The following is a 24,379-nucleotide window of genomic DNA, read 5'->3' on the forward strand; positions in this document are numbered from 1 at the left end:
GATCAGCTCGCTGACGAGCGGTTAACCGATCATCTTCAGATCTAGCCAACCATGGCAGTTACGGCAGTAGTCGGCGATGCGTGCGAGTGTTTCGGTTTTCTCTTCGGCGCTCATGAGCACTGTGGGTTCTGAACCCAACCCGATCCAATCGCTCAGTGTGTTCGTGCGAATTTCTCTGCGGCCTTTCTTGCGACTGGCAACGTATGCGACCGTCGCGCGGCGTCCGGGTTCGCGATAGATCAGCCGCTCGTGCGCCGCATCGATCTCGACCGCGAAGACCGGCACGAGCGCGATCGCAGCGATGGCCTGAGCCTTTTCTTCCTCGACGATTTTCTCCCGGGCACCGCGGACTTTTTGCGCAAACGGCTCCGCTCGCGCGCCGATCTTCTCGCACAACTCCAGAAACACCGCTTCACGTTCGTCGCGCTGCGTAGCGTTGAAGCGCAGAAAAAACGGCCGCTGCGACCAGTCGAAAGCGCTTTCCGCCTTGCCGTGGAGGAACATCAGCATCGCCGCGAAGTGAACGCCGACGCCGCCTTCGCGCTCCAGCGCTCCGTGGAAAAGTTCTTCGATGATCGCGGGCGGATGAAAGGTCTCCACTTGTTCCAACGCTCTGCTCAGCCCGCCGTAGAAATTCGCTTTGCGGAGCGCCGAGACGAGTGTGCGGATGCGCGTGGCTTCCGGCACCAGCTCCGGCGCGTAGTTCATGACGGCGACGGCGATTTCGGGTTTGGACGAGTTGAGAGCTTCCGTGAGTGCTTTCTGTGCAGCCGTCGAATTGAGCGCCGCGAGCGCCTCGACATCGCGCCAGTCGCTCGCGTCGCGACCGATCAAGATGCGCTCAATCTCTGCGCGTTCATCGCGCGAAGCTGCTTTGATTAAATCGAGATCGTAGCCGACGCCGTCGTGCCACTTCTCGTAGTCGATCACCATGCTTCGCCGGAAACGCCCCACGAGCGTGTCGTCGTGCGCGCCATCCTCCGTTTTCGTCTGCGCAATCGGCAGTAGGATTTTTTTCAGCGCTCGTGTGCGCTCCTGTTCGTGATCCGGAATCTGATCGTCAGGCGTGTGCGCTGCGCGGATGTCGTCCATATTCGGCTCCGGCGGCGGAGGCGCGGCTGGTTCGAGTAGGAAGAAGAACCGTTTCGAATCCGTGATCTCGCCCGAGTACAGCGAGCTGTTGCGGTTGTAGTAAGTGAAGCCCTCGCCGGAGGCGCGCGGGCGCGAGAGCAGTGGCTGCGCGAGTTTGAAAAACGCGCCGACCGGAGGTGCGGGAAAACCGTGGCCGATCTCAGCGATGCTGTTCCCGGCGGCGAGTTCGGCATCGAGCAACGCGCGCAGCACCGGCGGCAGGGCGTCCATTTCTTTGCGTGTGGAGTCGGGGAGTGTCATCGGCGGGAAGTGGCGCGAGCGGGACTTTTTTCGGTGGCTGCACGACTGGCGAGCCACTCGTCGATCAAGCGCGGGGCCATGAGCCGGGCCTCTTTCGTATTCGGGTGATTGAACGCGGCGCGCCATGCTTTCACGGCGGCAACGTAGTCGATGCCGTAGGGCGAGAATTTATCGGCGACAGCCAGCGCCATCTGCGTTTCCGATGCGTAGGTTTCGGGCCAGAAATGATTGCTGTTCGAAACTTCACGCGCGATCCACGGCGCCAGACTTTCGAGCGCGGTGCGCACGGGAAGCGCGAGCGCGGCGTTGTCGGGCGCGTCATTGAGCTCCAGATAACCGAGGGCTTCGAGCGACCACTCGTTGGTGAGCTTGAGCGCGAGTTCCTCCTGAAGCGTTGGGTTTGTCTGAATCTTCGTCGTCGCGAGCGAGCGCGGGGCGTCGAAGCGGTTCGACGCAGCGTGACCGAGCAGTCGGCCGAGGTCTTTGATCGGATCGAGAGCCTCCACTTCCGCGACGAGGCTGCGGACGTTCTGGTCCTCAAAGGCAACGCGCGCCTCGGCCGCTTCCACGGCGCGCTTCTCCTGCCAAACGAGCCACTGCACACCCATGCCGAGCGATGGAATCAACGCTACGACACCGCAGAAGGAGAGTGTCCAGCGCGCGACCGAAGTGGGGACTTCAAGTGATGGATTGAGAAGTGCGAATGAGGCCAGGATCGCGAGAGGCGGCAGCACGTAAATACCCCAAGTCATCACTGGACGCAGCGCCCAGGGAATCTGCGGATCTTCGCGCAACATCGCCGCCAGCGACGTCACGAATGTGAGCGCGAGAAAGGTCACAAAGAGAACTAGGGACTGCCACCCACGTCCGCCGCCCAGCCAGTCGAATTGACCGCGAGAGAGCGGGACGCACCACGCCAGGAAGATCGTTACCCAGAGCGGGATCGTCACGAAGACGAACGCGATCACCCCGCCCGCCGCGTGTCCGCTGTGGACGATGGGCTGGCGCAGAAAAATCTGGAGCGGCACGAGGTAGAGAAACGCGGCGAGGCCGAGGAGGATGTTTGCAAGAATGGTCATGGGGAAAGGAGGGAGTGGTTTACGAATCGATCTGAGCGAAGCGGCGTTTCCACGCGTCTATTTCAACCGCAAGGGCCGCGCCTTCGCCGCCACTCGTGGCGCAAGAACCCCAGGAGTGCAGGAAATCGATGGCGCGGTCGCGCAGCCATGCGTAGATCTCGCGATCAAATGGCGCGGCGGATACGGCCAGCCCACCGAGGTCGTCGGCCATTTGCTTGTAGCGCCAGGCGGTCGGGCCGCTTTCGCGTGTGACTGCGGCAATCTGATCGTTGGCTTCCTGGAAGCGGTGTCGTGCGGCGAGCGAGCCGATGCGTGCGATGGCCGCGCCCCATTGTTCGGGATCGCGGATGACCTGCGCGGACGGCTCCGGCATCTGGGTCCATTGGACGGCGGCTTTCTCTTTCGCGGAAGGACGCGGCACGGGACGATATTCACCGGCGTCGAAGTAGTCGCGCATCTTGCCGTTGCACGGACCGTCTTTGGCCGAGAGCGCGAAGGCCATCTCCTCGCGGCGTCCATCGCGGTCCCACGTGAGCACGATCTGCTGCGCCTTCCAGTCGAGATCGAGCGTCCGCAATATGCCGCTCTCGCCCGTGCGATGACGTTTTCCCCGGACGTCTTTGAACTCTTGAATGATGCGGATCTCGAGATCCGAGCGGAGGTGATCGATGGTGCAGCCCATGCGACCACTCTAGCGATTGCGGAGTCTGGCCGGTATGGGCCATCCGGGGTGGGCCGAATGGCTAGTGCCGGTGCGGACGGTTCAATCAATCTGGTTGAAAGGATTGCCCTTCACGCTCGGTGCTGTGCCCTAGAACGTTCACGCCCAACCCCTCGCGCTGACATGAAAAATACCCTCGTCGCTCTTGCATTTGCACTCGGTCTGATCACTGCGGCTGCTTCTGCGGAAACCCCGAAGACGGCATACCTGTTCACCTACTTCATCGGCAACGGCGCCGACGGTCTGCACCTCGCGTGGAGTAAGGACGGTTTGAAGTGGGAGGCGCTTGGCGACGGGAAAAGTTATCTCACGCCGACGGTCGGCAAATCCAAGCTCATGCGCGATCCGTGTGCTGCGCTCGGGCCCGACGGCGCTTATCATATGGTTTGGACCTCCGGGTGGTGGGAAAACAATATCGGCTACGCCTCGACCAAAGACTTCATCACGTGGACGCCGCAGCGCGAAATCCCCGTGATGGGGCACGAGCCCGCTGTGCGAAACACGTGGGCTCCCGAACTCATCTGGGATAAAAAGCGCGAGCAGTTCCTGATCTTCTGGGCCTCAACGATCCCAGGGAAATTCCCCGAGACCGCAGGCGCGTCCGAGGACGATCTCAATCACCGCATGTACGCCACGACGACGAAGGACTGGCAGGCGTTTTCGCCGACAAAACTTTGGTACGACCCCGGGTTTTCCGTGATCGACGCTACCGTGATTTCCGAAGGCGACAGCTATCGCCTGATCGTGAAAGACGAGACGAAGACGCCCGTGAAGAAACACCTGCGTCACGCCTCAGCCACGGATGTCGAAGGTCCGTGGAGTCCACTGAGCGCGCCGTTCACGCGCGACTGGGTCGAAGGTCCGACCGTCCTCAAAACCGGCGACGCTTGGATCGTTTTTTTCGATGTCTACAAAGAGAAACATTACGGCGCACTCCGCACCCGCGACTGGAAAACATTCGAAGACATCACCGCCCATATATCCCTCCCCAAGGGCATCCGCCACGGCACCGTGATCGAAGTCCCGTACGCCCTGATCGAGCGCCTGCTGCAGAACTGATTTTGTTTGGAAGTCGCGATTAACAGGGTCAACGCGACGGCACTTTCAACCCCGGCTATCCTTCCGATACTGTCCAAAAATAAAACCCCATGAAACGTCTCCTGGCTGCCTGCTTCGCTCTTGGACTACCCCTTCTGTCCTTCTCCCAATCTCCCCGTCCACTCTGGGAGGACGAAACGAAACTCCACGAAGGCACCGAGCCGCCCGTCGCTATCTTCACGCGCTATCCTGACTCCGCGTCCGCGCTCGCTCAGCCGCTCGGACGCGCGCCGTCTCCCTTCGTACGCTCGCTCAACGGCACCTGGAAATACCACTGGTCGAAAAATCCCACGCAGCGCGTCGCCGGCTTCGAAGCACCTTCCTTCGACGACTCCAAATGGACCAATATTCCCGTCCCCGCCAACGTCGAACTCCACGGCCACGGCATGCCGATCTTCTCCAACATCACCTACCCGTGGGTGGAGGTGAAACCGCCGTTCATCGCGGGCGACTACAACCCCGTCTCCTCCTACCGCCGTACGTTCTCAGTTCCCGCCGAATGGAGCGGACGCGAAGTCTTCGTCACCTTCGACGGCGTGAACTCTTTCTTCACCGTCTGGCTCAACGGCAAAAAACTCGGCTTCAGCAAAGACAGCCGCACCGCCGCCACGTTTAACCTCACGCCGCACCTCGCGAAATCCGGCGACAACACGCTCGCTGTTGAGGTCATCCGCTGGAACGACGGCTCGTATTTGGAAGATCAGGACTTCTGGCGCGTCAGCGGCATCTTCCGCGACGTCACGCTCTGGTCCGCTTCACAGCTGCACGTCCGCGATTTCAACGTACGCACGACGCTGGATCAGGATTACCGCGACGCCACGCTCGCGCTCTCAGTTGATCTCAAAAACAGTTCCGCGCAGCCGCTCACCGGCGTGATCGACGCCCGCCTGCTCGATCCGTCGGGCGCGGAAGTTTTCAAAAAAACGCTGAGCTCCGCCGAGGTTGCTGCCGCGAGCGTCGGCACTCTGCGGCTCGAAGAGTCCGTGAGAAACCCGCTCAAGTGGTCAGCCGAGACCCCGCATCTCTACACGCTAGAACTCACGCTTCGCGCCATCACCGGCCGCGTGCTCGAAGTCATCCCCTGGCGTGTCGGCTTTCGCTCCAGCGAGACGAAAAACGGACAGTTCCTCGTCAACGGAAAGCCCGTGCTCATCCGCGGCGTGAACCGCCACGAATGGGAATGCGACACCGGCCAGGTCGTCACGCGCGCCGGCATGATCGCCGACATCGTCACGATGAAGCAGCACAACCTGAACGCCGTCCGCGCCTGCCATTATCCCAATGTCCCCGAATGGTACGCGCTCTGCGACGAGTACGGCCTCTACGTCGTCGATGAGGCCAACATCGAATCGCACGCGCAGATGGATCTCGCGCGCGCCAAAGACGTTACGCCGCTCGCCGACATGCCGTCGTGGATTCCCGCGCATCTCGACCGCACCATCCGCATGTACGAACGCACGAAGAACCACGCCTGCGTCGTCATCTGGTCGCTCGGCAACGAAGCGCATTTCGGCGAGGCTTTCCGCCAGACCTACCGCTGGCTGAAGGAGCGCGATTCCTCCCGCCCCGTGCAGTTCGAGGCGCACACCAGCGGCGAGGTCACCGACATTATCTGCCCGATGTACCCGAGCCCGCAGTCGGTAATCAACTACTCCGCCCAGCCGCGCGAAAAGCCCTTTATCATGTGCGAGTACGCCCACGTCATGGGCAACAGCGGCGGCGACACCTGGGCGTATTGGAAACCCATCTACGACGGCGCGCCCTACCTGCAGGGCGGATTTATCTGGGATTGGAAAGAGCAGGGCCTCCGCCTGCCCGTGCCGCCCGGCCGCAAATTCGCGAAGTACGAAAACGTGAAATCCTTCCCGCTCGATCCCGCGCTCGGCACGTTCTTCGGCGACGGCGATCTCTTCGACCCCGAGCGTAAAATGACCGACGCCGGTTCGCCAGGCGACGGCCTCGTTAATCCTGACGGCACGCCGCAGCCCGAAATGGCCGAGATTAAAAAAATCTACCAACCGATCCAGATGCGCGCAGGCGATCTCGCGAAGCACGAGGTCGTCTTTACCAACTGGTACGACTTCCTCCCGTCCGAGGCATGGCTGGCCGCGGACTGGCGCCTCGTCGCCGACGGCAAAACGCTTCAGCAGGGCGCACTGGAAAACATCACGCTCGCTCCGCGCGAAACCAAAACGCTCGCGATCCCAGTCCAAGGCTTCGAACCCGCGCCCGCGACCGAGTATTTCCTCGAAGTCCGCTTCGCGCTGAAAACCAAAACGCCCTGGGCCGGTGCCGGACACGAAATCGCCTGGGAGCAGTTCAAACTTCCCGTCGCCGCCACCACGAAAGCGCCCGCCGGATCCGACGAGATCTCGCGTATCACGCTCGCCGATTCTGCGGATAAAATCGTCGTCACGGGCCCCGCATTCTCCGCGACCATTGATCGTACGACCGGCTTGCTCGCGTCGCTGAAGAGCGGTGACGCCGAGCTGATTGAGTCGCCGCTCACGCCGCATTTCTGGCGCGCGCCGGTCGATAACGACCGCGGCAACAAGATGTGGAACACGACCATCGTGAACCGCTGGAACCCGCCGCCCGGCTTTTGGCGTCACGCGCACAAGTCGTGGAAACTCCAATCGCTCGATCTCTCGCAGCCGTCGCCCAGCCGCGTGGTCATCACGACCTGGGGCACGATTACGCTCGATCCCTCGATGGTCGGCAAACAGCGCATCACCTACACGATCCTAGGCACGGGCGACGTTCTCGTGGACACGCAGTTCCTTCCCGCAGCCGGGCGCAATTCTCCGGAGATGCCGCGCTTCGGAACGCAGGTGATTCTTCGTGAAGGCTTCGACCAGCTCGCCTGGTTCGGCAAAGGCCCGCAGGAGACGTACTGGGATCGTCAGGACGCCCGCGTCGGCCTCTACCGTGGCACGGTCGCCGAACAGTATTTCCCGTACATGCGCCCGCAGGAGACGGGAAATAAAGAAGCCGTCCGCTGGCTCGCGCTCACCGACAAATCCGGGCGTGGCTTGCTCGCCGTCGGCCAGCCGCTGCTGAGCGCCAACGCCACGCATCCGCAAACCGAGGACTTGTTCTCGGCCACGCAGGAAGAACCGTTTTATCAGTTCCAAATCCCCGACCGGAAAACGACCACGCTCAACCTCGACCTCAAGCAACGCGGCCTCGGCGGCGACACATCTTGGGGCGCGCTTCCACACGAGCAGTTCCGCCTCAACCCGTGGCCGATGTCGCTTCGTTATCGACTACGCGTGCTGACCGGCGGCGAAGATCACGTCGCGCTCGCGAAACAGGTCATTGAGTGAATTGGGGGTAGGGCGGGTAATCCCTAACCCGCCGGTTGGATGGCATTCGCTGAAATGAGATCGCATAGCCGAAAGCAGCACTCAGAGGTAGGGGCAATGCTCTGCATTGCCCGCGCGATGGCGCAGACGTTCTGCATCGAAATAAATACCGTCCCGAACCGGACAATGCGGAGCATTGTCCCTACCTCGGAGGCTCTCGCTCAACTCTAACGTCGCCTGCATCCTAATCCTGTCGTTCCTGTTCACCCGTCCCCTAATTCCCCGCATGAACTTCCGTTTCGCCGCCACCGCACTCGGCCTTGTCCTGACACTCACTGTCTCCGCCTCGACGATCTGGTTCGATACGCCCGCGCGGCACTTCACCGAATCGCTCCCGCTCGGCAACGGCCGCCTCGGCGCGATGGTTTTTGGCGGCGTCGATGAAGAGCGGATCATTCTCAACGAAACCGGCATGTGGTCCGGCTCGCCACAGGATGCCGATCGGCCCGATGCCGCGAAGGCGTTGCCCGAAATCCGCCGCCTGCTCCTCGAAGGAAAAAACCTCGAAGCCGAGGCGTTGATCGCGGCTAATTTTACCTGCGCAGGCAAAGGCTCCGGCTACGGCAACGGAGCAAATGTGCCGTACGGCTCGTATCAGGTTCTTGGTGAACTGAAGATCCGCGTGGACTATCCGAAGCGTCGCCCTCTCGACGCAACCAAGTCCGACACGGAAAAATCGAAGGAGCCCGAAGTCACCGAGTACCGCCGCGAACTCGATCTCGCGACAGGCATCGCTCGCACGAGATACCAACGCGACGGCGTCGTTTTCACCCGCGAAGTGTTCGTCAGCAAAGCAGCCGAAGCCGTGATCATCCGTTTGAAGGCAAGCGAACGCCCCGGGTTCAGCGGCACGGTGACGCTCGATCGTCTGGAGAACGCGGTGACCGATTTTGTGGACAGAGATCTTCGCATGACCGGCCAGCTCCCGGACGGATTTGGCGGAAAAAAGGGCGTGAAGTTCGCCGTCCAGGTGGGCGCTCAGAGCCGGGGTGGCAGCGTCGCGATCAAGTACAACACGCTCGTGATGACCAATGTCTCCGAGCTGGTGCTGTTCGTCACCGCCGCGACCGACATACAGACCTTCGCTGGAAGAAAACTCGCCAATGATCCGATGAAGACAGCCGCGCTCGATTTGAAGAGCGCGCAACGGACGCCCTACGAAGATCTGCGCTCCGAGCACATCGCCGACCACCAAAAATACTTCGACCGGGTCGCGCTCACCCTCGGCGGTGGCGACGCTGAAGCCGCCGAGAAACCCACGCCCGAACGGCTCCGCGCGTTTGCCGAGGGCGCCAACGATCCCGGACTCATCGCGACGTATTTCGATTTTGGCCGTTACCTGCTCATCGCCTCTTCACGCCCCGGCGGCCTGCCCGCAAACCTCCAAGGGCTCTGGGCCGACGGCGTGCAGACACCGTGGAACGGCGACTGGCACCTCAACATCAACGTGCAGATGAATTATTGGCCGGCAGAGATCTGCAACCTCTCGGAGCTCGCCGATCCGCTCTTCGCGTTCATCCACTCGCTCCGCGAACCCGGCGCAAAAACCGCCAAGGCTTACTATAACGCGCGCGGCTGGGTCGCCCACGTGCTCGGCAATCCGTGGGGTTTCACCTCGCCCGGCGAGGGCGCGAGCTGGGGCGCGACGACCACCGGCTCCGCGTGGCTGTGTCATCATCTGTGGGAGCACTATCTCTTCACCGGCGACCGCGATTTCTTGAAAAAAGCTTATCCTGTGCTGCGCGAATCGTCGCAGTTCTACCTCGATATGCTGATCGAGGAGCCAAAGCAAAAATGGCTCGTCACCGCGCCGTCGAATTCGCCGGAGAACGCGTTTCTCACCGCCGACGGAAAACCGGCGCACATCACGCTCGGCGCGACGATGGACATGCAGCTGCTGCGGTTCCTGTTCACCGCAACCGCCGAGTCGGCGAAAATTCTCGGGGTCGATCCAGAGCTGCAAAAAGAACTCGCCGAAAAAACGGCCCGCCTCATTCCGACGCGCATCGCGAAAGACGGCCGCGTGATGGAATGGATCGAGGAATATGCCGAAGCCGACCCGCAGCACCGCCACATCTCGCATCTCTGGGGACTTTATCCCGGCGACGAAATTTCCGCCACGCGCACGCCCGAACTCGCCGCCGCCGCACGCAAGACTCTCGATGTCCGCGGCGACGCGGGCACGGGCTGGTGCATCGCACACAAGCTCAACCTCTGGGCGCGCCTCGGTGACGGCGACCGCGCCCTCGCGCTCATCCGCTCGTTGCTCAAACCCGCCAGCGCGGTCGAAGGCATCAGCACGAAAGGCGGCGGCACTTACCCTAATCTCTTCGATGCCCATCCGCCGTTCCAGATCGATGGCAATTTCGGCGGCACCGCTGGCATCGCGGAGATGCTCGTGCAAAGCATCGCGAGCAAGGACGGCAAGGTCGCCGAGATCCATCTGCTCCCCGCGCTGCCGTCGTCCTGGAAAGACGGCGATGTTCGCGGACTGCGCACGCGTGGCGGCTTCGAAGTAGATGTCGCGTGGAAGGACGGAAAATTGGCGTCGGCGTTGGTTCGGAACTATTCCGGCGAGGAGTTCACCGTGCGTTACGGCGGCAAAGTGGAAGAGATGCGCATACCCGCCAGCCGGGAAATCAAACTGGACGGCGCGCTGCGGAGCGTCCGCTAAATCTACATGACGGGACGATGAATCCTGTCGTGCGCTCGCTGCGTCCTGCCTGAAGCTTTCTTTCCCTTTTTGCTTATGATGAAACCAATCCGCCTCCTCCTGGCGTGGATCGTGTCGATTGCGGCCGTCTCGGCCGCCGACACGTCGCCGCGCGAACGCATCTCTTTCAACAACGGCTGGCGCTTCACCAAAGACGACCCGCTCGCAGTCGGCGAGGCGCTCAACTACGAGCGCATTAAAGACTGGGTGCTCCCGACCGGCGACGAGCTTCTCAATTACAAGCATCCGGCGCAGCGCGTCCGCCGTCCTGACGGCAATCCCGCGGGGGACGTCACCTACACGCGAGCCGCGTTCGACGACTCGAAATGGCGCTCGCTCGATCTCCCGCACGACTGGGGTATCGAAGGACCGTTCCAGCAGAACCTCGACGGCGAGACCGGCAAACTCCCGTGGTTCGGCACGGCGTGGTACCGCAAAAAATTCGACGTTCCCGCGTCGGATGCGGGGCGCAATGTGTATCTGGAAATCGATGGCGCGATGTCGTACGCGATGGTCTGGATCAACGGCCAGTTCGTCGGTGGCTGGCCTTACGGCTATTCGTCGTGGCGCGTGGATCTCACGCCGCATTTGAAACCTGGCGCGGAAAACGTCGTCGCGATCCGCCTCGATAACCCGCGCGAATCCTCCCGCTGGTATCCCGGCGGCGGTATTTATCGCAATGTCTGGCTCCTCAAAACCTCGCCGATCCAGGTCGCGCAGTGGGGCGTCTTCGTGACGACACCAACGATCACGAGAGACGCGGCGTCCGTAGATGTCGGGGTAACGCTCGACAACAAGACGGCCGCGCGCGCCGAGGTGAAAGTGGGCGTGAAATTGTTCGCTGCGGATGCCTACGGCAAACCTGTCGGTGATGCGGTTGTTTCTGGCGAAGAGCGTCAGGTTCGAGTCGAGCCTGCGCGTCAGGCGAATGTCTCGCACACGCTCAGGGTGGCGTCGCCGAAGCTCTGGGGATTGAAGGAGCGCAATCGCTACGTCGCGGAAACGACCGTGTCGCATGAGGGCAAAGTCGTGGACCGCGTGCTCACGCCTTTCGGCATCCGCAGCATCGAGCACACGGCGGATGACGGTTTCCTCCTCAACGGCGAACGCGTGCAGCTCTACGGCGTGTGCAATCACCACGATCTCGGAGCGCTCGGCGCGGCGATCAACACACGCGCGCTCGAACGCCAGCTGGAGATTCTCCGCGAGATGGGCGGCAACGCGATCCGCACATCGCACAACCCTCCCGCGCCCGAGCTGCTCGAGCTTTGCGATCGCATGGGCTTCCTCGTGATGGACGAGCCGTTCGATTGCTGGGCGATGGGCAAGAAGCGCGACGACTACGGTCGCGTTTTTCACGACTGGCACGAGAAGGATCTGCGTGCGATGATGCGTCGCGACCGCAATCACCCGAGCGTGATTCAGTGGAGCATTGGCAACGAAGTGCGCGAACAGTTCGAGCCCGATGGCTGGAAACTCGCCGCGCATCTTGCGGCGATCGTTCGCGAAGAAGACAGCTCCCGTCCGGTCGTCGGTGGCTTCAACAACATCCAGTCCGGCTTCAACGGCTTCCAGCGCGTCGTCGATGTGGTCGGCTATAATTACAAGCCGAGCGAGTACGCGCCGCTGCGCAAACGTCACCCGCACGTGATGCAGATGGGCGCTGAAACCGCGTCCACGCTCAGCACGCGCGGTGAGTATTTCTTCCCGATCTCTGACGATAAACTTGAAGGCCGCTCGGATTTCCAGATGAGCAGCCACGATCTCTCCGCGGCACGCTGGGCGCACACGCCCGACACCGAATGGCGCGGACTCGACGAGAATCCTTTCGTCATGGGCGAGTTCGTGTGGACGGGTTTCGATTACCTTGGCGAGCCGACGCCGTACAACGCGGATGCGACCAACTTGATGAACTACGCGAATCCGGTGGATCGCGAACGCGCCGCGAAGGAACTGGCTGAGCTTGGAAAGATTCTGGTGCCGTCTCGCAGCTCATACTTCGGCATCATCGACATCGCGGGTTTCCCGAAGGATCGCTATTACCTCTATCAGGCACGCTGGCGTCCGGAGTTGAAGATGGCGTACATTCTCCCGCATTGGAACTGGCCGGACAGGGTTGGCGAAATCACTCCGGTCTTCGTGTACTCGTCGGGTGACGAGGCGGAGTTGTTCCTCAACGGAAAATCCCAAGGCCGTCGCAAACGCGGTGCCCTGGAATATCGCTTCCGTTGGAACGAGGTAAAGTATGAGCCAGGTGAACTCAAAGTCGTCGTCTATAAAAACGGTGCCGTCTGGGCCGAGAACGTGAAGCGCACGACGGGCGCTGCGGCTAAGCTCACGCTCACGCCTGATCGCGCAACGCTGCGCGCCGATGGGCAGGATCTGTCGTTCGTGACGGTCACGGTTGCCGACAAAGACGGCTTGATGATCCCGCGCGCGAAGAACGCGTTGAAGTTCACGCTCACGGGTCCGGGAGAAATCCTCGCGACCGACAACGGCGATCCGACGAGCTTCGAGTCGTTCCAGTCGCCTGAGCGCAAGGCCTTCAATGGACTGGCGCTTGTGATCGTGCGCACGAAAGCGGGCGAAGCGGGAGCGATCACTCTCAAGGCGACGGGCGAAGGACTGGCTCCAGCTGAAGTCGCGCTGAAGAGCGAGTAAGCGGGAATATCTATGCGAACGAAGCGCGTCGTTTGGCGCGCTTCGTTCGGGGGTGGGAGTAACGAGACTTCGGAGACGACGGCTTTAGCGGGCGAGCTCGAGTTTGGAATTGGTTACGGCTGTGGTAGTGAGGGCGTCGCCGGTTTTGTTTTCGATGCGGACGTTTTCGAAGACGATCTTGTCGCTGTTGGCGATGTCGGCGCCTTTGCCCCCGGCGAGGGTGACGTTGCGGAAGGTGAGGTTGTTGATGGGCATCTCGGGGAGACCGCGGAGGACGAGCGTGCCGGAGCCGTCGCGGGCGGTGATGTCTTCGAAGAGCATGTTGCGGAATTGCGGCGTGCCTTCGTCGACGGCGGGCGCGGTGGGCTGGGGCTGGCCCTGGACCCAGTAGAAGAAATTGAAATCGATGGCGTTGCCCTCGATGTGAGTCATGCGGATGCCGCGCATGTGGATATTTTCGACGAGGCCGCCGCGGCCGCGGGAGGTTTTGAAGCGGAGGCCGAGCGCGGTGCCGATGAAGGTGCAGTTTTGCACGAGGATGTTGCGGACGCCGCCGGACATCTCGCTGCCGATGGTGAAGCCGCCGTGGCCTTCGTACACTACGCAGTCTTCGACGAGCACGTCCTCGGTGGGAACGCCGATGCGGCGGCCGGATTCGTTGATGCCGGACTTGATGCAGATGCCGTCGTCGCCCGTGTCGACGATGCAGCCCTTGATGTGCACGCGGCGGCACGAATCGATGTCCATCGCGTCGGAGTTTTGCGCCCAGCGGTTGTTGAAGATTTTCACGTCGCGGATGGCGAGGTCTTCGCAGAGCCAGGGGTGGAGCGTCCAGTTGGGGGCGTTGCGGACGGTGACGCCTTCGATGAGGACGCGTTTGCAGTCGAGCAGGCGGACCATGCGGGGGCGGAGGAAGATTTGGTAAGGCGCGTAGTCGGCGATTTCGATGGAGCCTTTCTTTTCGAGCGTGGCGATGGCGGCTCCGCCTTCGAGCGCGGCCTGGCTGGGCCACCATTCGTTTTTCTTGTCGTTGAGGACGCCGCCGGACTTCACGAGGGCGTTCCAGGCGCCTTCGGTCATCTTGGCTTTTTTCACGAGACGCCAGGCATCGCCGCCGCCGTCGATCACGCCGGAGCCGGTGATGGCAATGTCTTCGAGGTTGTCGCCGGAAAGTGGCGACGTGGAGTCGACGAAGGTTTCGCTGCGGGCTTTGAAGTGTCGGAGCGGGTAGAGCGTGGTGTCGCGGGAGAACTGGACGAGCGCGCCGGCCTCGAGGTGGAGATTGATGCGGCTCTTGAGTGCGATCGGGCCGGTGTGCCAGATGCCGGGCGGGACGAAGAGGGTGCCGCCGCCTTTCTCGGAGAGCGCGGCGATGGCGCGGGCGAAGGCGTCAGTGTTGAGCGTGATGCCGTCGGGTTTGCCACCGAAGTCGGCGAGGCTGACGCGGGTGGAGGGGATTTTGGGCGCGGCGGGGGCGATGGGGGAGACGGGCTTGGTGAGCGCGGCGTGAAGCGGCGCGGCGCTGAGGAAGGCGAGTGCGAGGAAAACGGAGAAGAGGCGCGGCATGGTAGGAACGAGAGAGATGGAGTGAGTTGAGTCGGAGAGATCGCGGAAACGCGGAAGAGCGGAGGCGCGGAGAGACGGAATTTTTGGACAGGATTAAGAGGATTAACAGGATTCGGATGGAGGACGAAGCACGTGCGAGTAGGGGTTAGCGGCCGTTCCACGTGGTGGAGGTGTCTTTGCTGAGCGTGAGTTCTTTAATAGTCCCGGCGTGGCGGAGTTTGACTGGATTGCCGAGAAGTGAGCGGACGGTGGCGGAGGTGAGCTTGCCGTCTTTCCAGGCGATATCGACTTCGAAGCCGCCGCGGGCGCGGAGGCCTTTGACGGAGCCGGTGGGCCAGGCGGCGGGGAGTGCGGGCAGCAGATCGATGAAGCCGTCGCGGTGGGATTGGAGGAGCATCTCGGCGATGCCTGAGGTCGTGCCGAAGTTGCCGTCGATCTGGAAAGGCGGGTGGGCGTCGAAGAGGTTCGGATACGCGCCGCCGCCTTGCGTGCCGCCCTTGGGTGGAGTCAGCAGGAGGACGAGGACTTGGTGGGCGGTGTCGCCGTCGAGTGCGCGGGCCCAGAGGTTGACGCGCCAGGCCATGCCCCAGCCGGTGCTTTGGAGGCCGCGGCCATCGAGGGATTTTTTGGCGGCGGCGAAGAGCTCGGGCGTTTCGGGAGTGATCAGCGCGGACGGATAAAGCGGGTAGAGATGCGAGGTGTGGCGGTGGTTGTTTTTCTCACGGTCGCGGTCGTCGAGCCATTCCTGAAGCTGGCCGTATCTTCCAATCTGGAAGGGTGCGAGCTTGGCGGACGTGGCGAGGACTTGGGCGCGGAACTCGGGATCGAGTCCGAGGATTTCGGAGGACTTGGCGGCTTGGTTGAAGACGTCGCGGACGATGCCGAGATCCATCGTCGGGCCGGGAACGGTACCTTCGTGTTCGGGCGAGTGGGACGGATTGGTGACGAGCCAGCCGGTTTTTGGCTGTGGGACGAGCGTGTCGATGAAGAACTCGGCGGCGCCTTTGAAGATCGGATACACGTCGGCGAGGAATTTTTTGTCGCCGGTGAAGAGGTAGTGTTCCCAGAGGTGCGTAGAGAGCCACGCGCCGCCGGTCGGCCACACGCCGGTGCCTGCGGAATCGACGGGAGCGGTGGCGCGCCAGAGGTCGGTGTTGTGGTGGGTGACCCAGCCGCGGGCCTGATACATGACCTTGGCGGTGTGCGCTCCGGTGACGGAGATGTCGCGGATGAGTTGGAAGAGGGGCTCGGCGGTTTCGGAGAGATTGGTGACCTCGGCGGGCCAGTAATTCATCTCGGTGTTGATATTGATCGTGTACTTGCCGCCCCAGGCGGCGGTGAGGGCGTCGTTCCACATGCCCTGGAGATTCGCGGGTTGGTTGCCGGGGCGGGAGCAGGCGATGAGGAGGTAGCGGCCGTATTGAAACTGGAGCGCGGGCAACGCGGGGTCGTTGGCGCCGGTGAATTTTTTGATGCGTTCGTCGGTCGGCAGAGCGGAGTCGGCGGTGCGGCCGAGGTCGAGCGAGACGCGGCGGAAGAGCGATTGGTGGTCGGCGATATGGCGTGCGCGGAGATCGGCGTAGGATTGTGTTTCGGCGCCGGAGAGATCGCGCGTGGCACGAGCGACGGGATCGGCGGAGAGGTCTTGGTAGTTGATGAAGTTGGTACCGCTGGAGGCGAGGAGTGTGACGGAGTTGGCGGCGGTGACGGTGATTTTGCCATCGGCGACTTTGACGGAGCCGCCGTCGTTGAGCGCACGGAGAAGGCCTTTGAAGCGGATGGCGCCGGGCTTGCTGTTCCACTCACTGCCCTGGCCGGAGAGCGTGAGCAGGTTGTTTTCGACGGCGACGACGGCGTCGGGGAAGGGCGTGGCCCATGTGGCGGAGAAATTGAGGCTGCCGGGTTTGTCGGCGGTGAGGCGGATGGCGACGACCTGGTCGGGTGCGCTGGAGAACACCTCGCGCGTATAGGTGACGCTGCCGCGGGTGAAGGTTGTTGTTGCGACGGCGGAATCGAGATCGAGCGAGCGGCGGTAGTTAGTGACGGCGCGGTCTTTCTCGTCGGCGAAGTCGATCATCACGGAACCCAGTGTCTGGTATTGAACCATTCGAGATGGGAGACCGAGGGCGTGTTTGGTGAGGAGGGCTTCGGTTTCTTCGCGTTTGCCGGCGAAAACGAGTTCGCGGGCTTTGCGGATGGCGTCGGGGGCTTCGGGGTTGGCGGGATCGTAGGGCGCGCCGGACCAGATGGTGTCGTCGTTGAGCTGGATGCGTTCGCGTTCGATGCCGCCATAAACCATCGCGCCGAGTCGGCCATTGCCGAGCGGGAGAGCCTCGACCCATTCGCGGGCGGGGCGGCGGTACCAGAGATTCAGGTCACCGGCGGGGGCTTGGGCGGTGGAGGCGGTGAGGGCGGGTGGAGCGACGAGCGTGAAGAGATTGTCGCGGGAGGGGATGCGATTAGTGGCGGCGGACGGGAAATCCCAGGCGGCGGCGAGGCCGGTGGCGGGTGTGGTGCCGTTGAAGGCTTGGGCGACTTCGTCGTCGGTCAGGACGCGGCGGTAAACGGCGAGCGAGTGGATTTTTCCCTGGAAGCGGTTGTTGCCGTCCTGGTCGGCGCCGACGCGGAGGGGCATGCCCTCGGTGGGGGCGAGGACTTTGTCTTTGGTCGGAGTGAAGGCGGCGACGCGTTTGCCGTTGATGTAGAGCGCGGCGACTTTGTCGGGAGAACTGAAGACGCCGACGACGTGCGTGGGGCGATCGGTGGGCAGCGGTTCGGGTGAGGTGCAGACGAGTGGGGCGGACGTGTGGTATTCGATTTTTCCCTGCGCGCCCATGCGGAGGCTGGGGCCGAGCAAGGTGGCGGGGCCGAAGAGATCGATGACGAAGGCACCGGCGGGGTTGTCGGCGGCGGGGGTGAGCCAGAGTTCGATGGATTGGGCGCGGGCGAAGCGGAGTTCGGTCGTGCTGATTTCGTAGAAGGGCGTATCGTCGCCGAAGCGGAGGCCGGGGGTGGTGGTAACGGCGGCGTGGGTGGATGCGAACAGGAGGGAGGCGAGGAAGGCTAAGAGCGGGAGACGTCGCATGGCGGTAGACGCGAATTTTTTAGACAGGATTACGGGATTAACAGGATTCGGCAGAGAGGCCTCTCCGGGAGCAGTACCAGGATCTTATTGGGTGGGATTCCATGAGTCGGTGCCGCCGAGGATGTTTTCGAGGGTGTAGGCGGCGGCTTCGGTGTCGGTGAGTTGTTTCGACCACGAGACACGGGCTGCTGGATTGGCACCGGGGCCGGTGGATTTGTATTCGGCGTAGCGGGCGGTCTTTTCGTTGTCGGCGCGGCCCCAGTTATTCCAGCCGGTAGGGGCGATGTGGTCGCCCATCTCGCATTCGATGAAGGCGACCGCGCCGTATGGCCGCCATGGACGGCCGAGGGTGGCGAGGGGACGGGATTTTTTCGCGGGATCGGCGGGCTCCCAGGGTGTGTCGTCGCCAGTGAGGCGGCAGCGAAGGAAAACGTAGCCGAAGGGTTTTTCCTGGGGGGGGCTGGCGGCGGTGACGTGGCCGCCTGCCTTGCTGCGGAGTTCGCAGTTTTCGAAGACGGCGGTGGCGCCTCCGAAGATGAAATCGACGCGGCCTTCGATGTAACAGTCGCGGAAATACTGGCGGCCGTTGTTCGCCATCAGCGTGTCCTGCCAGCCGAGGAGGCGGCAGTTGCGGACTACGGCGCGGTCACCGTCGAGGCGGAGGGCGAGGGCCTGGCCGCGGTCACCGGCGATGTTTTCGATGGTGAGGTTGGTGGCGGAGAAGTCGTCGCCTTGGGCGATGAGCGTGATGCCTTCGTTTTTTTCGAGGCGGCGCTCTTTCAGCGTTTCGTAGACGTTGAGATGGAAGCTGAGGACGGTGGTGTTTGCGTCTTCGCCGACGAGGTGGATGAAGCGTTTGGACTTCGGGATGAGCGTCTGCTGCCAGCGGTAGCGGCCGGGTTTGATGAGGATGACGTAGGGCTTCTCGGCGTTGTCAGGGGAGGCGTCGATCGCGGCTTGGAGGGTTTTGAATTGGGCGTCCTTGGCGGGGGAGACGACGGCGTCGTAGGTGGCGGGGATCGGGAGTGACGGGAGCGTGGGGACGGAGGACGGCTCGGCGGAGATTGCGGCGGGGGTGATGGCGAGTAGTGAGAGCGCAATGAAGGCGAAGGGCGGAATGCGTGACATGGGGAGACGGAGGGATCGCGGAAGGGCGGAGGCGCGGAGGCCCGAATTTTTGGACAGGATTAAGAGGATTAACAGGATTTGGAGGGAGGACGGAGCGCGTGCGAGCACGCTGGCCTACGGGGTGATGCGGAGCTCGGTTTTTTGGAGGGGTTTGTCGGAGGAGGAGCTGGCAGCGAGGGACCAGGTGATGGGATCGGTGACGTAGCGGCTCGTGGATTCGTCCCAGCGGCGGAGGCGCTGGAGGGGGATTTCGATGGCGACGGTTTTGGTTTCGCCTGCCTTGAAATGAACGCGGGAGAAGCCGATGAGCTGACGCAGCGGCATGGATACGGGAGGATTTTGGGCGGTGGCGTAGAGTTGGATGACTTCGTCGCCGTCGCGCTGGCCGGTGTTTTTCACGGTGACGCGGGCGGTGATGGTTTCGGTGGCTTTGGCGATCGATTTGGAGAGCGCGATTTTTTCGTAGGAGAAAGTCGTGTAGCTCAGGCCGTGGCCGAAGGCGTAGAGGGGCTTGCCCTTGAAGTGGAGGTAGGTGCGGTTGGCGAAGCTGTAGTCTTCGAACGGAGGTAGATCGCTGTCGTCGCGGTAGAAGGTGAGCGGGAGGCGTCCAGCGGGGTTGTAGTCGCCGAGGATCGCGTCGGCCACGGCGTCGCCGCCGCGCTGGCCGTAGTACCAGGCTTCGAGGATGGCGTTGGGTTTGGCGGTGTCGAAGGAGAGCGGGCTGCCGTTGCAGAGGACGACGATGAAGGGTTTACCGAGGGCGGCTACGGCGTCGATGAGGTCGCGCTGGGATTTCGGGAGGAGGATGCTGGTGCGATCGCCGCCGGTGAAACCCTCGACGTTGACCTTCATCTCTTCGCCTTCGAGGGCGGGCGTGATGCCGAGCGTGAGGATGATGTGATCGGCGGCGCGGGCTTGCGCGAGGGCTTCGTCGAGTCCGCCGGGCGGGCGCCAGCCGAACTGGATGCGGCCGATCTGCGTGCCGGGGCGCTGCGTGTATTCGAGGCGGACTTTGTAAGCGCGGCCGGCTTCGAGCGTGAGCTTGGTGTTGGCGACGCGTTCGACGGCGGCGTTGTGAACGGATTTGGAATGCACGGGATCTCCGGCGACGGGCTTGTCGTCGATGAAGAGTTGGGCTGCGCCGATGTAGCTGATGCCGAGATCGTGTTCGCCGGATTTGGTAGGAACGAGGACGCCGGACCAGCGGAGGTTTACGTTTTCGACGGGGAGGCCGGGGACGGGTTGGGCGGGGTTCCAGTAGAAATCGATCTGGGCGTCGGTGCGTTTGTCGGCGGGCGAGGAAGTGAAATCGTTTTTGGCGAAGAGCTCGCGGGTGAGGCCGGTCGTGGCGCGTTGGTCGTCGGAGAAGAGGACGTTGTCAGCGAAAGGGCGGCCGCCTTCGCGGAAGCCGGTGACGAGCGGGACGGCGGGGTCGTAGGTGACTTTGATGCCAACGGACTCGAAGCGTGTGCGGAGGGCTTTGGCGAGCGTGACGGGTTTCGAGGGCGTGCCGGCGTAGTTGCCGAGGAGCGCGAGGTAGTCGTCGCCGGTGGGGCCGAGGATGGCGACGTGTTTGAGTTTCTTGGCGTCCCACGGGAGCGAGCCGTCGTTTTTGAGAAGAACGAGACTCTGACGCGCGGCTTCGAGAGCGAGGCGGTCGTGGGCGGGCGTGTCGTTGGCGGAGAGCGGTATCCGGGCGTAGGGTACGCGTTCGGCGGGGTCGAACATGCCGAGGCGGAAGCGGAGCGTGTAGAGGCGGCGGAGGGCGTTATCGACGTCGGCTTCGGTGAGGAGGCCGCGGTTGATGGCTTCGGGGATGTGTTTGAAGGTGCTGTCGGAGCAGAGCTCGTTGCCAGCCTTGATGGCGGCGGCGATGGCCTCGGCGCCGGTCTTCACGAATTTGTGGCCGCGCTCGTTGAACATGTCGTTCACGGTGCCGACGTCGCCGACCACGGCGCCGTCGAAGCCCCATTCGGTGCGGAGGATGTCGGTGAGCAGTTCGCGGTGGCCGGGAGCGGGGATGCCGTTGACGGCGTTGTACGCGCTCATGACGGAGGTGGCGGCGGCTTCGCGGATGCCCATCTCAAAGGGCGGGAGTTCGATCTCGCGGAGATCGCGCGGCGAGATGACGGCGTTGAAATGGTGGCGGGGCGTTTCGGGTCCGCTGTGGACGGCGTAGTGTTTGAGCGTGGCGACCGTCTTGAGGTAGCGCGGGTCGCTGCCTTGGAGGCCGCGCGTGAAGGCGACGCCGAGGACGCCGGAGAGGAGCGGGTCTTCGCCGTAGGTTTCCTGGCCGCGGCCCCAGCGTGGATCGCGGAAGATATTAATGTTGGGCGACCAGATGGTGATGCCTTCGTAGATCTTGGTGTCGCCGTTACCGGTGCGGAGGGTCTCGTGGTATTTGGCGCGGGCTTCGGTGGAGATGACGTCGGCGATTTCCTGGTGGAGCGTGGGATTCCAGGTGGCGGCGAGGCCGATGGCCTGCGGGAAAACAGTGGCGATGCCGTTACGGGCGACGCCGTGGAGGCCTTCGTTCCACCAGTGGTAGGACGGAATGCCGAGGCGTGGGATGGCGGTGTTTTCCATGCCGATCTGGGAGACTTTTTCCTCAAGGGTGAGATGGGAGATGAGGTCGTCGACGCGCTCGGCGAGCGGGAGGTCGGGGTTGCGGAATTTTTCGGGGAAGGCGGCTGTGGCGGAAGATGAAGCCGGGGCGGAAGGCGCGGCGGGCGGCTGGGCGTGGGCGGCGAGAAGCGCGGAAGCGGCGAGGGCGGCGGAAAGGACGAGGCGGGTAAGTTTCATGGGGGGGACGCGAATCGTGCAAAGTCAGCGGCTGGCCGAAGTGACAGCTAGGGGCAGCCGGAGGGAGAGACGTTTGCGCTATCCGATGGATGCGCGAATGGTGGGATGCGCGCTTTGTTGCGCAGCGAAGGACGGGCGAAAGAGATCGCGGAAGCGCGGAAGGGCGGAAACGCGGAAAAAACGAGCCGAGGCGGAACGGCGTCGCGCGAGCGCGAGCGTTACGGGCGGAGGAGGCGCAGGTCGTAGATGCTGGCGGTGCGGGATTTTTCGGCGGCGCGGAATTTGACCGTGAGCGTGCGGGCGTCAGAGGCGAGGGTTTCGCGGATCAGGTCGGCGGGGATGGGGTAGGCGACGTCGGTGAAGCGGTCGTGCTGGTGGCCGTCGAGGGAGACGGTGGCGATGACGCGGTCGTTGACGACGATGTCGAAGTGGCGGCCGCGTTCGGCGGCGAAGTAGGTGACGCGGAGTTCCAGCGTGGTGTCGGCTGTGAAGCCGGGAACGGCGGTGACGGTGGAGTCGGAGGAGGAGCGGGGGCGTGAAACGAGAGCGGACGCGGCGGGGATTTTGAGTTGGTAGCTGAACCACTTGCTTGCGTCGCGCCAGCGGCGGCCGAGGTGGGAGCCGGTGTTGGTGGCTTCGCCGGCGAAGGCGTGTTCGACTTCGGGTTGTTGTTCGCCGGGGATGACGCGGTCGAGGGTTCGGGTTTCGAGTTCGTTGCGGGCTTTTTCTTCGGCGGCGAGTTGGGCGGTGAGTTCAGTGTAGCGTTCGGGGGTGGCGACGCGGAAGTAGGTAAGGTAGCGGGCGTCGTGTATTCGGGAGAAGGGCACGAGCTGGAGGTCGCGGTAGTTGTCGGGCCGGAGGAGTTCGCGGGCGGTGAAGGTGAGGGACTTGCCGGGAACGGGCGTGATTTTTGAGGCGAAGGTTTTTTCGTTGCCGACGAGTGTGGGGGCGGAGTCGAGCGGGAGGTAAGGTCCGGGGGCGACGTGGCCCATGCGGCTGTCGTCGGCGCGGAGACCGTCGAGAGACTCAGTGCCGGTTTTGGCGGCTAGGACGATGGGGCCGTGGAGGATGGCGGCGTAGTCGGAGCCGTCGGGGAGGCGTTCGAGAGTAGTGCGCATTGGCAGGATAATTTCTACGCGATCACCATCGTGCCACTCACGGGTGATTTCTGAATAGGACTGAGAGTAGAATCCGAAGGAAGTGGGCCGTTTTAGGTCGCCCATGCTAACGCTGAAGTCCTTTCGGTCTGCCCATGCGGGTATGCGGATGCGCAGCGAAAATCGGGTAGGCTTTTTAACACGGACGGTGAGAGTCGAGCGGCCTTCGTCGGGAAATTTTGTTTCCTGGGTCACTGTGACGCCCTTTGATTTCCAGTTGAGGCTTGAAGCGATGAAGAGGTTTACGAAGAGCGCCTCGCCTTGATGGGCGTAGATGAAGTGGGCGTATTTGCCGTGGCTTTCGAGGCCGGAGCCGACGCAGCACCAGAAGGAGGTCTCGGGCTGCGAGTAGACGCGGTAGTGGCGCGGGCGCATCGGCGTGAAGTAGACGAAGCCGCCGTGCTGCGGGTGTTGGGATGAGAGGATATGGTTGAAGAGGGCGCGTTCGTAGTAGTCGGCGTAGCGGGCGAGGGGATCGAGGCGGAAGAGTTGTTCGGAGAGGCGGAGGAGGTTGTAGGTGTTGCAGGTCTCGGGGCCTTCGCGCGACTCGATCATCGAGGAGAAATCGTCGGACGGGTGGAAGTGTTCGCGGACGCTGTCGCCGCCGATGGCGACGCTGCGGCGGGTGACGACGGTGTCCCAGAAGAAGCGGGAGGCATCGAGCCAAGCGGTGTCGTTATCCAGTTCGCCGATACGGGCGAAGCCGATGGCTTTGGGGATCTGGGTGTTGGCGTGGAGGCCGGTGAGTTTGTCCTCGTGGCGGAGGAGAGGGTCGAGGATTTCGCGGTGGGAGAAGCGGCGGGCGAGTTTCAGGTATTTCGTGTCGCCGGTGATGGCGGCGACGTCGGCGAGGACTTCGTTCATGCCGCCGTGTTCGCAGCGGAGCATGGTCTGGATCTGGTCGTCGGTGAGCGTGGTGAAGAGGGCGTCGCACCAATCGGAGAGGCGGATGAGGACGTCGCGGGCTTGTTCGTTTTTGGTGATGAGCCAGGCTTCGCGGAGGCCGGCGAAGAGTTTGTGGAGGTTGTACCAGGGAACCCAGCGGCCGTTGATGGAGAAGTTGGTGGCGTCGATTTTGCCGGCGCGGATTTCGTCCCAGAATTTTTTGCCGTCGGGAACGGCGCCTACGTAGCCATCGCCGGAGGCGGCCTGGCAGGCGGCGAACTCGGCGATCATGTAGTCGAGGCGGCGGCGGAGCTCGGTGTCGCCGGTGTCGGCGACCATTTGGGCGAGGGCGGTGACGACGTGGCCGGCGGTGTGGCCGTCGAGGCCGGTGCTTTCCCAGTTGGGGTATTTGGGGGCTTTGGGCTCGAGGCCGACGGAGGTGCGGAAAGGGGCGAGGAGACGGTCGGGGTCGAGGGCGAGGAGGTAGGCGCGGTTGAGGTCCTGCGCGTGTTTGAAAGGGCCGTCGAGGAGGCGGACGTCAGTGAGCGGGAAAAATTCGAGAGGTTTTCCGGTGTGTTGTTGCGAGAGATCGACGGACGTGGCGCGGGTGGGGGAAGGAAGGAGAGTGAGTGCGAATGCGGTGAGGGCGGCGAAGGTGGCGGCGCGGCGGGGTGAGCGGCGGGTGTGGGGCATGAGGGGAGGGAAAGTGGGCGGGAGGGTTTCTCGA

General features: G+C 63.0%; 12 protein-coding genes. 4 read left to right on the forward strand and 8 right to left on the reverse strand.

Going from position 1 to position 24,379, the window contains the following annotated elements:
- Positions 1-21 precede the first annotated feature (21 nt).
- From CMV30_RS11130 to CMV30_RS11140, 3 genes are read right to left on the reverse strand one after another with little or no spacing between them, the layout of a single operon-like run.
- Complete coding sequence (locus CMV30_RS11130) at positions 22-1,392, reverse strand: hypothetical protein (RefSeq protein ID WP_096056094.1); 1,371 nt, start codon at positions 1,390-1,392, stop codon at positions 22-24.
- Entirely contained in the window at positions 1,389-2,471 is a 1,083-nt protein-coding gene (locus tag CMV30_RS11135) for a hypothetical protein (protein WP_096056095.1), read from the reverse strand. Before CMV30_RS11135 ends, CMV30_RS11130 begins: the two co-directional genes overlap by 4 nt.
- 19 nt (positions 2,472-2,490) lie before the next feature.
- Positions 2,491-3,153, reverse strand: a complete 663-nt coding sequence (locus CMV30_RS11140) for a hypothetical protein (RefSeq protein WP_096056096.1) — start codon at positions 3,151-3,153, stop codon at positions 2,491-2,493.
- Positions 3,154-3,315: 162 nt separating this feature from the next.
- On the opposite strand from CMV30_RS11140, the gene CMV30_RS11145 reads away from it, so the two are divergent.
- The 4 genes from CMV30_RS11145 (at position 3,316) to galB (ending at position 13,029) form a co-directional block, all read left to right on the forward strand.
- Positions 3,316-4,251, forward strand: coding sequence for a glycoside hydrolase family 43 protein (locus CMV30_RS11145; protein ID WP_096056097.1), 936 nt, complete (start codon positions 3,316-3,318; stop codon positions 4,249-4,251).
- Between the two features lie 89 nt (positions 4,252-4,340).
- A complete protein-coding gene (locus CMV30_RS11150) occupies positions 4,341-7,616 on the forward strand; it encodes a glycoside hydrolase family 2 TIM barrel-domain containing protein (protein ID WP_096056098.1) in 3,276 nt (1,091 codons plus the stop codon).
- 265 nt (positions 7,617-7,881) lie between these two features.
- Complete coding sequence (locus CMV30_RS11155; RefSeq protein WP_096056099.1) at positions 7,882-10,329, forward strand: glycoside hydrolase family 95 protein; 2,448 nt, start codon at positions 7,882-7,884, stop codon at positions 10,327-10,329.
- Between the two features lie 75 nt (positions 10,330-10,404).
- A complete protein-coding gene (gene galB / locus CMV30_RS11160; RefSeq protein WP_245844123.1) occupies positions 10,405-13,029 on the forward strand; it encodes a beta-galactosidase GalB in 2,625 nt (874 codons plus the stop codon).
- A gap of 84 nt (positions 13,030-13,113) precedes the next feature.
- Here galB and CMV30_RS11165 read toward each other — a convergent pair whose 3' ends face one another.
- The 5 genes from CMV30_RS11165 to CMV30_RS11185 all read right to left on the reverse strand — a co-directional run bounded on the left by CMV30_RS11165 (position 13,114) and on the right by CMV30_RS11185 (position 24,345).
- Positions 13,114-14,595 (reverse strand): glycoside hydrolase family 28 protein, encoded by a 1,482-nt coding sequence (locus tag CMV30_RS11165; RefSeq protein WP_096056100.1) that lies wholly within the window; start codon positions 14,593-14,595, stop codon positions 13,114-13,116.
- 145 nt (positions 14,596-14,740) lie between these two features.
- Positions 14,741-17,680: a glycosyl hydrolase family 95 catalytic domain-containing protein gene (locus tag CMV30_RS11170; RefSeq protein ID WP_096056101.1), complete on the reverse strand. Its 2,940-nt coding sequence runs from the start codon at positions 17,678-17,680 to the stop codon at positions 14,741-14,743.
- An 84-nt stretch (positions 17,681-17,764) separates the two neighbouring features.
- On the reverse strand, positions 17,765-18,808 hold the full coding sequence (locus CMV30_RS11175) for a pectinesterase family protein (protein ID WP_138223250.1): 1,044 nt from the start codon (positions 18,806-18,808) through the stop codon (positions 17,765-17,767).
- Between the two features lie 114 nt (positions 18,809-18,922).
- Positions 18,923-21,610 (reverse strand): glycoside hydrolase family 3 C-terminal domain-containing protein, encoded by a 2,688-nt coding sequence (locus CMV30_RS11180; protein WP_096056103.1) that lies wholly within the window; start codon positions 21,608-21,610, stop codon positions 18,923-18,925.
- Between the two features lie 218 nt (positions 21,611-21,828).
- Positions 21,829-24,345: a glycoside hydrolase family 127 protein gene (locus CMV30_RS11185; RefSeq protein ID WP_175414836.1), complete on the reverse strand. Its 2,517-nt coding sequence runs from the start codon at positions 24,343-24,345 to the stop codon at positions 21,829-21,831.
- Positions 24,346-24,379: the final 34 nt, after the last annotated feature.

Source organism: Nibricoccus aquaticus, assembly GCF_002310495.1.
Taxonomy (GTDB): Bacteria; Verrucomicrobiota; Verrucomicrobiia; order Opitutales; family Opitutaceae; genus Nibricoccus; species Nibricoccus aquaticus.

What these genes read in the sequence shown, in the direction of transcription:
- CMV30_RS11130 (WP_096056094.1), bottom strand. Translation starts at nt 1,392, where the DNA reads ATGACACTCCCCGACTCCACACGCAAAGAAATGGACGCCCTGCCGCCG.
- CMV30_RS11135 (WP_096056095.1), bottom strand. Translation starts at nt 2,471, where the DNA reads ATGACCATTCTTGCAAACATCCTCCTCGGCCTCGCCGCGTTTCTCTAC.
- CMV30_RS11150 (WP_096056098.1), top strand. Translation starts at nt 4,341, where the DNA reads ATGAAACGTCTCCTGGCTGCCTGCTTCGCTCTTGGACTACCCCTTCTG.
- CMV30_RS11180 (WP_096056103.1), bottom strand. Translation starts at nt 21,610, where the DNA reads ATGAAACTTACCCGCCTCGTCCTTTCCGCCGCCCTCGCCGCTTCCGCG.
- CMV30_RS11170 (WP_096056101.1), bottom strand. Translation starts at nt 17,680, where the DNA reads ATGCGACGTCTCCCGCTCTTAGCCTTCCTCGCCTCCCTCCTGTTCGCA.
- CMV30_RS11175 (WP_138223250.1), bottom strand. Translation starts at nt 18,808, where the DNA reads ATGTCACGCATTCCGCCCTTCGCCTTCATTGCGCTCTCACTACTCGCC.
- galB (WP_245844123.1), top strand. Translation starts at nt 10,405, where the DNA reads ATGATGAAACCAATCCGCCTCCTCCTGGCGTGGATCGTGTCGATTGCG.
- CMV30_RS11140 (WP_096056096.1), bottom strand. Translation starts at nt 3,153, where the DNA reads ATGGGCTGCACCATCGATCACCTCCGCTCGGATCTCGAGATCCGCATC.
- CMV30_RS11155 (WP_096056099.1), top strand. Translation starts at nt 7,882, where the DNA reads ATGAACTTCCGTTTCGCCGCCACCGCACTCGGCCTTGTCCTGACACTC.
- CMV30_RS11165 (WP_096056100.1), bottom strand. Translation starts at nt 14,595, where the DNA reads ATGCCGCGCCTCTTCTCCGTTTTCCTCGCACTCGCCTTCCTCAGCGCC.
- CMV30_RS11145 (WP_096056097.1), top strand. Translation starts at nt 3,316, where the DNA reads ATGAAAAATACCCTCGTCGCTCTTGCATTTGCACTCGGTCTGATCACT.
- CMV30_RS11185 (WP_175414836.1), bottom strand. Translation starts at nt 24,345, where the DNA reads ATGCCCCACACCCGCCGCTCACCCCGCCGCGCCGCCACCTTCGCCGCC.